The following is a 12,079-nucleotide window of genomic DNA, read 5'->3' on the forward strand; positions in this document are numbered from 1 at the left end:
ATTTTTTAGATTGTTTGAGTAGATAAAACCTGATTTACCGGATTTTTTTCAATCTCAAAATAAAAGGATCACAATCATTTTAGTCTTATTTTAACAGTGTGTAAAGTAAAATGTTAGTATTATATATATATTATATTCTTAATTATAAGCAACTTAATGCTAATTGTAAAATTATTATATTAGTTTTTTTTGATATACAACATGTATGCAATAGTTGAAATTAATAATGATATTAAACTAATATAATATTGTTCCTGTAAAACCATATATATATATATATCATATTATTACAACTTTTTACATATAATATAAATTGACATCGAACCATAGTAAAGGTGGGATCATCTGGTTTTTAGATAGTTTTGCAAAGAGAATTTCGATATTTATTTTAACATTAAAAAAGTTATGAAATGAGATGGAGATTTTTTTTAATATTTCTTTTTTCTGTTTATAACATTTATTCGCAAAAACAGGAAAATGTAAGTAGCTTCCCTTATTCATCTTCGATTTGGACAGTAAAGACAAACTTTCTTTATAATGCAACAACTAGTTTTAATTTAGGAACTGAATTTAAAGTACAGGAAAAACTTTCACTGGATATTTCTGCTAATTACAATCCTTGGACATTTTCCGATAACAAAAAGTTTAAACACTTCATGATCCAACCGGAATTACGTTATTGGCTCTGCGAGCCATTCAACGGACATTTTTTTGGATTACAAATGATGTATGCACATTATAATGTAGGAGGTGTTAAGCTATCGTTTTTATCCAAACAAAAACTGGAAAACACGCGTTATCAAGGTGATTTATATGGAGCAGGAATTAGTTATGGCTATCAATGGTATTTATCGCCGAGATGGAATCTGGAAGCAACGATAGGTTTAGGATATGCTTATCTTGATTATTCGGCTTACGCTTGTTCAAAATGCGGGAATGAATTATATCAAAAAAACAGATCTTATGTTGGTCCTACCAAACTGGGCTTGTCGCTGATTTATATTATTAAGTAACAAATCATCTTTTAATTTTATATTTACGATGAGATATATAAGGATTACTATCGCTATAGTCATGAGCACCTCGAGTATTATTGCTCAACGACACGAAGGCATCAATATTCTCATAGATCAGTTAGAGAAAGTGAATCAGTCTGTTCTGCTGAAATATAAAATAGAGATGAATACGAAGATTCTTTCCAACTGCGAATCTGTATTCATAGCCCCATTTTTGGAAAAGGAGGATAGTGTAGTCTATTTTGAACCTGTCGTTATTAATGGTAAATCTCGTAAAAACACATTTAAGCGTTGGGTTGCTCTGAATTATAAGGATCAAGAAATGAAGCTCCCAAAAGAGGTTTATGCCACAAATGTTATAACAAGAAGAAATATTGTTTTTCATGAAAAAATATCCTATAAAGAATGGATGAGCGGTTCTGTTTTATATGCAAAACAAACGGTTTGGGGGTGTGGAGAGTCAGTTTCTGAAACTGTTCTGGAGTTAGGACGTCTGATTATAACAGAACCGATACCAGAAGTTGTAATAGAATCAGAACCGGAAGTTAAACAGGTTCTCCAAAAAGAAGGAGTAGCTTATATCGATTACCCTATAGGAAAGTCTGCGATAAATCTTGATTTCGGATCAAATAGTTATGAATTAAGTAAAATCGGAGAACTAATAAACGATATTATCAAAAACCCTGACTCAAAAATTACCGGACTGATAATTATTGGTTACGCTTCTCCAGATGGCCCATATGTTATTAATGATCGACTCTCACGCGAGCGAGCACAAACTTTATCACAATATATTAATACTTTTTACAAACTAAATCTATCCCCTTCACAGATTCTGATTTACAATGTTGCCGAAGATTGGGAAGGGCTTAGTAAAATGGTGGAAGAAAGCTATTTAATACAAAAACAGGAGGTTTTGAATATACTCGGTTCTGTTTCATCCTTTGACGAACGGAAACAGAGCTTGATGCGACTTGACAGGGGAAATGTTTATAAGATTTTAAAAGAAGATTTTTATCCTAAATTGAGAAAAACAGAATACAAAATTATATATCAAACAGAAGAATAGATTAGCATTAAAAATTGAATTAAACAAAAAAAGATTTTGAAAATTTATTTACAAATCATTTTATTTTTTACGAATTATGAAAATTAAGAATTTATTTTTAGCAGGTTTAGCTGCAGTAGCGCTTTCTGCGTGTAGTGATGATCAGAAAGATACTGATCTGACAAGAAATGTCGAAGGTTATTTGTCGTTACAAATTACTGCTCCGCAAACAAGAACTTCGGGCTCTCCTACTGAAGTAGGAGAACCTCAGGAAAGCAAGATTGATGATGTGACAGTTGTACTTACAAATGCCTCAGGGATTGTTCAATACGTTGAAATTCCAACAATTACTAATGGTACAACTGATAAATTTAAAGTAAATCTTGGAACTTACGACGTTTATGCTCTTGTGAACTCTCCGATTACAGTAAATGCAGGTGATGATATCAATACAATTGTTGAGACAGCAAGCAGCGTGAGTGATGTTACTTCAGGTTATAAAGCTGGCAAATTTTTCATGGTCAATGCCTTTAACAGTAATACAGACGTTGCTCCGAATGTTACGATTACACAAGCTAACACACTGTCTAATCCAGCCACTGCTGCAATAGCGGTAGATCGTGTAGCTACTAAAATCGTAGACAAAACGGATTATTTAACAACTAATCCTACGCTTACAGCGATTAATTCAGCTACCACTACTAGTTTTATTGACGGCGTAGAAGTATTAGGTTTCGCACCGTTAAATATTAACAAACAATTCAATCTTCTTCAAAAATGGAACGCAAATAATGTTTTGACAACTCCATTAACGCTGTATACTCCAAACTCTGATAATATTTCTACTAATTTCTTCAACCATATCGGTGAATACACAAAATTGGATTATGACGGGACTGTAACAGATTCTATTGTAAAAGTAACAGATCTCAAAAGTACAAACTTTAAATTCGACACTATTTATACAACTGAAAACAGCCCTGAGATTATTAATCTGACAAGTAAATTAACCTCAGGAAGAGGTGAAACTACTGCTGTGATTTACAAAGTTCAAGCTAAAAAATCCGGATCAAATGTTGGCACATTCTATGCTTACAAAGGTGTGGTTTATGAGACTCTGGCAGAAATTCAGGCATTGGCTGACTTTAGTTCTGTGACTCTTCCTACAACTCTTCCAGAATTAAGAGGTTATGGCATCCAGGCTTATGAAGATGGTATCATGTATTATACCTATTTTATAAAAGACCCGAATACCGCTCATCAATATAATAGTATGAACTACTATGCAGTTATGCGTAATTCGATCTATAATCTAAAGGTTAATTCTATTGCGGGTATTGGAGATGACGTTCCCGGTGGTAGTATTGACCCTGTAGATCCTAATAAGCCGACAAACCCTGGAGATCCTGAAGATCCAACGAATCCTCCTATCGATTTAGATCAGGCTTATATTGAAGTAACTGTGACTGTTAATCCCTGGATTTTAAATAATATTTCAATTGATTTTTAATAATTTCTGTACAGAAAGAATGGGGGACTACCCCATTCTTTGAACCTTTTAATACTTGCTATATGGTAGTAGAATTATTGATTTATTTATAAAAAACAAATATAGGTTTGGTAAACCTCTAAACGATGATAATACACAAAATTCATAAAGAGGATACCACTCTCTAAATGATTATAAGACTATGCTCAAAGCTAACAGGGATATATATAAAAGATAAAACTAAGAAGTATTCGCTATGAACCGGAATAATAACAAAAAAACATCTTCACTATTGTTCATTTCGCTAATGACAGTTATATTTTTCTCATGTATAGATGAGAAGAGAGATGATTGTGGAGAGGTTAGTGTTGGGTTTGATTATAGCTACAATATCTTATCTTCTAATGCTTTTGCGGAGCAAGTGAATAAGGTTACTCTTTACATGTTCGATCAGAATGGAACGCTTGTATGGAAAGAAGCTAGTGGTGAGATGAATTTTACAAATGATTACAAGATGATAATACCTGACCCTAAGGTAGGTGAGTATAAATTTGTCGCCTGGGCACAAAGTAATAAGCTAAAAGAAGATGACGCTGATTTTAAAATTCCGGATTTGATTGTTGGTGCATCTGTTTTAGATGACCTTAGCTATTATGTGAGAAGAAATTCCGGAATACAGAACAAGGAATTAAATAATCTGCTTATAGGCGCAACCGACGTAAGCATAAATGGAGGTTTGAGTAGCCAACATATTGAAATACCGCTTAAAAAAGTAAATAACAAGATACGAATTGTTCTTTTGCCTTCAACAGAAAATGAAGGACTTGATATTAACAATTTTAATATAAATATCGTAGATAATATTGGTAACGGACATCTGAGATATGATTATAGCCTTCTAAGGGACGAACCTATTTCTTATCAACCTTATTACGCTGCAAATGTTACACCCAGACCTTCGGAGATACTAAGCCCGAATGAACTTCAACAAGCAGCTGTGGCTGAGATAAATGTTTCGCGCATGCAGATTCGTGAACAGAATGTTGATAATATACGTTTACAGATAACGTCAAAAAAAACGCAAGAGGAAATAGTTAGTGTAAACCTGCCTTGGTTTTTCTCTTTAATAAGCATGGAAAGTCATAAAAACTGGGATTTGCAAGAATATCTTGATCGCCAGGACGAATATTCAATTACGCTATTCTTAAGCCAGGGAACATGGATGCAAGCAACTATTATCATAAACGGATGGGTGATTAACAATCTGTCCATCGGTATGTGATATGTTATTTTTAATAATGATTAAGAGGTTCTGAAATGGCAAAGTTTTTTTATATACCATTAATACTGTGCATGCTGTTTTCTTGTGTACAGGATGAAATTCCTGCCGGAACAAATCCGAATTCGGAAAAAGTAGATTATTATACAAAGATACTGATGAATCTTCCGGATCTTCAATCCGCCAATATGAGTGATTTGTCAACTAAATCAATGGATGATAAGGCGGAGAGGATGGTACAGCTAAGCAAGTTGAATATTCTCGTATTCAAGGTTACTTCAGGCGTAGAGACATATGCGTACAAAGCTCCTATAAGTGGAAATATAGAATATGACACGCAGGATGGAACAAAAGCAATGATTACTGTAAAATTGGAGAAAAGTCAATCCGGTGCACAATACCGCATGGTCTTGATTGCTAATCAAGATATATCTTCAATGACTTTAACGGCGGGTACCACACTTAAAGAAGATGTACTCCAAGTATTAACTTACACTGTTTCTGGTAAATGGAGCGCAGATGATGCGAACTATACACCATTCCCAATGTGGGGAGAATCTGATGTGCTGACAGTTACAGACTCTATGACTTCCCCAATGGTAAATTTATATAGAGCACTGGCTCGGATTGATGTTGGAATTAACTTTGTTTCAGACAACGGAGAGCTAAATGAAACGACAACCGGACTCGATTACTTTAAGCTTAAAGTAATCAAAGTATATCGAACCTATAACCAAGGTTATGTTGCACCTCTTAACAGTTCAATGAATAACTATAATCAACCCTATATTCCACAAAACGCAAATCGGTACGAGGATAATGTCCCGTTGAGTTATCAAATCGCAGAAGATGGAGGAGCGGATCAATATATTCGGGAAATATACATTCCTGAAGCAGATGTCCCCAATTTTCCAAACAATGATAACATGCATTGTCTGGTTATCGGAGGCTATTATAAAGGAAGTTCTTCGATGACTTATTACCGCCTTGACTTTGCGACAGAAGATGAAAGTACGGGGAGCAGAACTTATCTACCTGTATTAAGAAATTACCGTTATGTGTTTAATATCAATACCGTAAGAGGACCAGGATTTACAACTCCTGAAGTAGCGCTGCAATCAAATTCTACGATAGAAAATATTAATTATGACTTGATTTCATGGGATGAACAAATGACTGCTCTGGAAGTTCAAGGCAAATATTATTTCGGATTAGAGCAGAATAGTATCTTGTTAGGTCCTGATTCATCCCAATCAAGCAAAGCGATATTCTATCAGACAAATTTACCCAGCGACTCTACTGTTATATTAGAATGGAAAAAAGGAGATGCTTCCCCTTTTAAGATACATGCTCATTTTGTCGATTCAAAACGTTTTGTTGTTACTACAAAAACAGAAAATACGACAAATCAAATTCTTACAGATACTCTTTTTGTTAAAGCTGGTTTATTCTCTATGTCTATACTTGTTGAGCAACAATATGTAAATTTCAAATACACATTGAATTGCTCTTTTATTAAAGTGTTTGGGACATATACACATGGGGAAGCACTTGATGCATCTCATCGTATCAGAGTCCAGATTAATGCAGAAGATAGCACAATACTCGGACGGAAATATGTTTTGGAGACAGAAGATTTAGGGGGAGATCATGGCATTAGATTTAGCGCAACAGGAACATTTAATTCTTTGACTGAGATAGTCCTTTTATCGGGTAGTGGAACTCTGAACTATGATCCGGAAGAAGGACCTTTCAAATTGAGAATAAAAACAAACAGCAGTTCAGGTTCTTATTGTGAAGCAACAATTACGCCAGTAGATGAACCTATGAATATTCTGGTATTGGGCGATATAAACAATCTGCATGGATACTCAATATCCCGCTTGAACGGAGGAGCAGGCCAGGTATTTAATAACAAACGAAATTTTGGCTCTGACGATAATAGTATTATAAAAATTGGAGATATTAATTATATAACATCATATATTTATGATTTTGCACCAAGTATATCCAGTGAGCCCTATAAATGGGTCACAGGCATTGGCAATAATGGTAAAATAGCCGATCTTGTGTACATTTCTTACCCTGCGGTATTCGCCACTCTAACAGCTGAATTACTAATAGACTATCTTGATAAAGGGGGAGTTTTGGTGGCTTTTGTGGAAGATCAGGGCGGTTCTCAGTTTCTGGCCCAACATCTGTTCGGATTTTCAAATATTCTGGCCGAAAGGCTTGACGCAACGGATGGCGGTGCGGTAGGGTCTGTATATCCTTTCCCTGCACACCCTTCATTAAAGCCGGACCAGGAAGAGAGAAACACAGTACTCAGGGAATTCGAAGGAGACCCTATATTAAACGGACCTTTTGGTGACGTAAGAGATAAACAGTGGGGAGAAGACGCGAGTCTAACAGCCGCATTATATAATTTCCCGGTATCCGATCCAAATGTCACCATATATTCATACCGTCAAAATCTGTCAAGAATAACTACTTTTCCGTCTTCCGATCGTGTAGTTGCCTATAAATACGAATCCAGCCAACGTAATATCGTTTGGTTTGGAGATGGAGGATTTATGTCTTCCGGTTATAGTGGAGTCGATGGGATAAATTTAGTTTCAAATACAATTTGTCCCTTCTATTGGGATACGACGACAAAATTTCCGGTGCAAAAGCCTGTATATGGAGTCACAGAGAGTTCACATTGGCCTGTCTATAATTCTGCAACTTTCTGTAATGTCATGGCATGGGCAGTAAAGAAATCGCAAAGCCTGAAAGCCAAGCGAGATAGTTACATTGGTACTATACAATAAATACGGAGGATAATTATGGATAAAAAATATATAAAATCAGTCATAGGATCCTTTGTCTTGACACTGATTATCCCGTTTGTCAGTTGTAGTGATGAGTACACGGTCTCCGATAATATAAGTAATGATAAAGTATTGGTAGAGTTATGTCTGAATGTTCCGGGACTAACATCAAACAGCACACGTTCGATGAGTACAGCTCAGGAATCAGGAATTGATGACACAAAGATTCAGGTATTGGTTTTTGAAAAAAGCGGAAATGCTGAAGTCTTTAGCTATCAAGCTGACATAACAAATAAAAACTTGCCTAATATCACCCTACAAGTTCCCGTTAGTGAAGGAAGTAAGCAATACCGCCTCGTCGTTTTAGCAAATGTAGAACCAGAGACAATTACTGAAGGAAGCAATAAAGAATCCGTGCTTCAGCAGTTTACATTTAGTTGTCTGGGAAAGTGGAATGCGTCCAATTCCAATCCGGCTCCAATCCCGATGTGGGGAGAGTTAAGCGAATTAATAACGATTACAAATAACCGTTCAGCAAACATCCTCCTTCACCGGGCATTAGCCAGAGTAGATATAGGGCTCTTGTATAAGTTTAACAATCCTGATCCTGTATCTGGAGCAGAATATGATCAAAAAGAAACAGATAAAGAATCTGTATATGGTTTAGATCATTTCAAGATCAAGGATATCCGGGTATATCGCACAAAAAGCCAGGCATATGCCGCCTCTTCAGAAGATAACATGTCCGGTAACGAAATAATCATGCCTTCTATCCCTGCTTCCGCCAATTACAATACAGGATCAGGGACAGCCGTTGGAACACTGGAAAATGCAGATTCTGATCCTCTTCTATATACCTTACCAGCGGCTGGGAACAGTTATATTCGTGAAATATACGTTCCCGAATCAAATCTTATTGATTCGCAATCTGATATGGACAATGTACCTTGCCTTGTAATAGGCGGTTATTACGGTACGACAAATACAACAGAAGTCACCTATTACAGAGCTGATTTTGCCACTTATAATAATGGAACAGTCAGTTCATACCGTCCGATTCTCAGAAATCATCAATATGTGTTCGATATAAAAACAGTCAACGGTCCTGGTTTTGAGACACCGGAACAAGCTCTCCATTCAATTAGTTCACCAATGAAATTAAATATTGTAGAATGGAATCAGATACCTCTTGGTTTTTACGTACAAGGACATTATTTTTTGAGTGTAGAAGAAAACACGATTTGGCTAGAGGCAAGAATACAAGGTGATTTGACAGAGAATAGTTATACTGTTTCTTATCAAACTAATCTGGCTTTAGATGGTACTGCAGGGAACGAATTTACCACTCTATGGGCTTCTACGGGCACATCGTCCAGCTCTTATTTTAACCAAACGATTGACTATGTCAATAAAACGATCAAATTCACTCCTCTATCCGATAACACGACAGCAAATGAGTTGCGTACAGACACAATCAGACTGATTGTTGAGAATCTGGAGCTTAATATTACAGTAAAACAAAAAGGATTTAATTTAAATTATACGATAGATTGTGAATCCGTAAAAGTGAACGGAAAATATCGAGAAAACGTATCGTTGAACTATTCCAACTACATTGAGGTAAAAGTTAAGACACAAGGTTTTCTTAACGGGGAGACTTATGAAATAAAAACGTTGGAGAAAAATGGAATATACTTTTTGGGCTCAGGAACATTCAACCGTGCTGATGCAACGCCGTTAGGAAATGGAAAGTTTGAATACACCATAAAGTTAGAAGGCTATGGTACACCTGTAAATGAAGACGGAACAGATGTTTTTAAACCGTTTAATGTGACAATAGTCAAGAATACGGTAAATAACGAGTATTGTTCCGCACGCATTATTATCGGTTATAAAACCAAACGAATTTTGACGATTGGAGCAAATGCCGCTTACCGTTATGGCTATATGTTAGAACCCAATACCGCATCAAGAGCTTTTGTTGACGCAAGTGTTAATTTTGGAGTTGATCCGAATAGTATAGTAACTATTGAGGAAAATCAATATGGAAATGCCTTTACTATTGACGTAATGACTGTCGAGAAAGGGATGTTTGGAGAAATTATTGACTATAATTATCTTAAAAATAAACTGAATACATTTAAGCCTGAAATAATCCTGACAGGGCAGGCTATAAATTACAACTCCTCCGGAGGTGATGCTATTCAACTTTTGTCTGATTTTGTTGACGCAGGAGGTGTTTTCATCATGTGTAATGAATACTATCCGGATATGTCTAGTATAAACTCTATGGTGCAGAAGATTATGGGAACTGGTGTGATAGGTACGAATCAATCAATAGGGAGTGACCAGCTATTTACACTCAGCGGAGATGAAAATGACATGATTGTGAATGGCCCCTTTGGAGACATGAGAGGAAAGCAATGGGGAGCTGATGGACATGAAATGCAAGGGTTTTTAAATCTTTCTGATTCTGAGTCGATTATATACTCCTCTCGTACAGATGGATATATCAATATGTTCCGTCATGCAACTAAGCCATTCTTCTTTATTGGAGAAGGTGGTTTTATTTCAAACCCACAACGTTATATTGGTGAAGCATACCAAGGTAGCTATGTTTATTGTCCTTTTGCGATTGATGAAACATATAGCCCCATTCCTCGGGTAAATTATACAGTAAACATGAGTTCTATTGTTTATAACTCACAAATATTTGGCAATATACTGGCATGGGCTGTGGATTGGTCTGAAATGAATGGCATTGATTATTCAGGTACTGACAAAAAATTTCCCTAACAGATTATGTATAGATTTAGTTCCTTTTTCTTGTTCTTTTATCTCTTGTTTACTTTGGAGGGGAATTGTAGCCCTTCAAAAAAAAGAGACAGGTTGTTAAAAAATACTGTTTTTTTAGCTCAAGATTCTTTTCAGGTGAAAAAGATTCAACCTCATTATTTCTTGCATAAAAAATGGTTAAGGCAAACAATAGCCCCTTCTTTTTTATTGGCCTCATCTTTTTTTGTCTGGGGTGAACGTGAAAATTTGAGAGCTGTACGTAACCGTTATGTGCCGGATTTTAGTAATCATTTAGATGATTATTTGCAATATGCTCCGGCATTAGGTGTGGCGGGACTTAATTTAGGAGGGAAAAAAGGACTAAATAGCTGGAAGAGGCAAGCGCTAAACTGGGGAGGGAGTATGTTGATCATGGGTGCTTTTGTTAACTCTATCAAATATACATCAAAAGTTATGCGACCTGACGGAACAACACAGAATTCCTTTCCATCGGGACATACTGCTACAGCTTTTATGAATGCGACGTTTCTCCATAAAGAATATGGTCATATTAACCCTTGGTATAGTATTGCAGGATATGCATCTAGTTCGTATGTCGGAGTTTCTAGAAGTCTTAATAACAGACATTGGATATCTGATATTCTAGCAGGAGCAGCATTAGGAATCCTTTCAACAGAGTTATCTTATTCGATTATTGACGGAATTTATAAAAATAAAGGAGACTATTTTTCTAAATTAGATATGAATCAGGAAATAGACAAACCATCTTATTTTTCTACTCGTTTAAGCTATAGTGTGGATCTGAGTGGCAAAACAATTTCTTCTATGGGTATAGAGAGTGCTTTAGAAGGTGCTTATTATTTTAATAAGCGTTGGGGAATAGTGGGAGATATTGTCTTCGGCAATTACCCTTTTCCAAATCAGGAATGGACAAGAGGCGATTTAGATTTATCAGGAACAAGATTAACTAATATCAGCCAAGAAACAGAATCGGCAGGTTTCTTATATCTAACAGGAGGACCTCAATATACCAAAAGGCTAGGCTCTCTTTTTCTCTTACAAGCAAAACTAATTGCAGGAATAATGTTAGGGATCAATGGGCATGTAAATCTACATGGAATAATAACAGAAAAAAAAACTTTAGCTTACGAGAACGTTCTCTTACCTTTCATAGAATACCATGTGCGTCCGAATATGGTAGGAGGAGGTGGTATTAGTTTGACAGCAATGATGACCTCAGAAATAGGACTTTCTCTCTTTTCGGATTACAAATATTCGAAACCAACATTTATAGTAAGCCCATCTTCAAAAACATTCGGTAATCAACTTGATTATATCCATGAAAAGGCTTCTGCCACATTGAGCAGCTTATCCATAGGTGTCAGATTCTCGGTTTTTGTTAATTGAATGGTTTTGAAGGACAAGAAAATCAAAGCTTATAACCTTAATATTACAATTTTAGTTTTATTTATATTTACAATCGTGTTAAATAAAATAATAAAGTAGAAGGTATATCTTAGATGTGATATCTGAGCTATACTAAACAAGAAAGGTTGCAGTGATGCAATCTTTTTTGCTTTTTTGATAATATTTTCTATCAACTGGTTTTGACGCTTTAAAAATGTCAATAATGTTATTTTT

7 protein-coding genes are annotated in these 12,079 nt (G+C 35.7%); all 7 read left to right on the plus strand.

Annotated elements, in window-relative coordinates:
- Positions 1–410 precede the first annotated feature (410 nt).
- The 7 genes from PHT93_RS14110 (at position 411) to PHT93_RS14140 (ending at position 11,845) form a co-directional block, all read left to right on the plus strand.
- Positions 411–1,013, plus strand: a complete 603-nt coding sequence (locus PHT93_RS14110) for a DUF3575 domain-containing protein (RefSeq protein WP_300244186.1) — start codon at positions 411–413, stop codon at positions 1,011–1,013.
- Positions 1,014–1,041: 28 nt separating this feature from the next.
- Positions 1,042–2,085: a DUF3868 domain-containing protein gene (locus PHT93_RS14115; protein ID WP_300244188.1), complete on the plus strand. Its 1,044-nt coding sequence runs from the start codon at positions 1,042–1,044 to the stop codon at positions 2,083–2,085.
- 76 nt (positions 2,086–2,161) lie between these two features.
- Positions 2,162–3,574 (plus strand): Mfa1 family fimbria major subunit, encoded by a 1,413-nt coding sequence (locus PHT93_RS14120; RefSeq protein ID WP_300244190.1) that lies wholly within the window; start codon positions 2,162–2,164, stop codon positions 3,572–3,574.
- Between the two features lie 286 nt (positions 3,575–3,860).
- On the plus strand, positions 3,861–4,835 hold the full coding sequence (locus PHT93_RS14125; protein WP_300244192.1) for a FimB/Mfa2 family fimbrial subunit: 975 nt from the start codon (positions 3,861–3,863) through the stop codon (positions 4,833–4,835).
- 35 nt (positions 4,836–4,870) lie between these two features.
- Complete coding sequence (locus PHT93_RS14130) at positions 4,871–7,642, plus strand: hypothetical protein (RefSeq protein ID WP_300244194.1); 2,772 nt, start codon at positions 4,871–4,873, stop codon at positions 7,640–7,642.
- Between the two features lie 15 nt (positions 7,643–7,657).
- Positions 7,658–10,438, plus strand: coding sequence for a hypothetical protein (locus tag PHT93_RS14135; RefSeq protein ID WP_300244196.1), 2,781 nt, complete (start codon positions 7,658–7,660; stop codon positions 10,436–10,438).
- Between the two features lie 135 nt (positions 10,439–10,573).
- A complete protein-coding gene (locus PHT93_RS14140; protein ID WP_300244198.1) occupies positions 10,574–11,845 on the plus strand; it encodes a phosphatase PAP2 family protein in 1,272 nt (423 codons plus the stop codon).
- Positions 11,846–12,079 lie beyond the last annotated feature (234 nt).

Origin of the sequence: Massilibacteroides sp. (genome assembly GCF_028705895.1) — a bacterium.
In the GTDB taxonomy this organism is placed as follows: domain Bacteria; phylum Bacteroidota; class Bacteroidia; order Bacteroidales; family Tannerellaceae; genus Massilibacteroides.

What these genes read in the sequence shown, in the direction of transcription:
- PHT93_RS14110 (WP_300244186.1), top strand. Translation starts at nt 411, where the DNA reads ATGAGATGGAGATTTTTTTTAATATTTCTTTTTTCTGTTTATAACATT.
- PHT93_RS14115 (WP_300244188.1), top strand. Translation starts at nt 1,042, where the DNA reads ATGAGATATATAAGGATTACTATCGCTATAGTCATGAGCACCTCGAGT.
- PHT93_RS14120 (WP_300244190.1), top strand. Translation starts at nt 2,162, where the DNA reads ATGAAAATTAAGAATTTATTTTTAGCAGGTTTAGCTGCAGTAGCGCTT.
- PHT93_RS14125 (WP_300244192.1), top strand. Translation starts at nt 3,861, where the DNA reads ATGACAGTTATATTTTTCTCATGTATAGATGAGAAGAGAGATGATTGT.
- PHT93_RS14130 (WP_300244194.1), top strand. Translation starts at nt 4,871, where the DNA reads ATGGCAAAGTTTTTTTATATACCATTAATACTGTGCATGCTGTTTTCT.
- PHT93_RS14135 (WP_300244196.1), top strand. Translation starts at nt 7,658, where the DNA reads ATGGATAAAAAATATATAAAATCAGTCATAGGATCCTTTGTCTTGACA.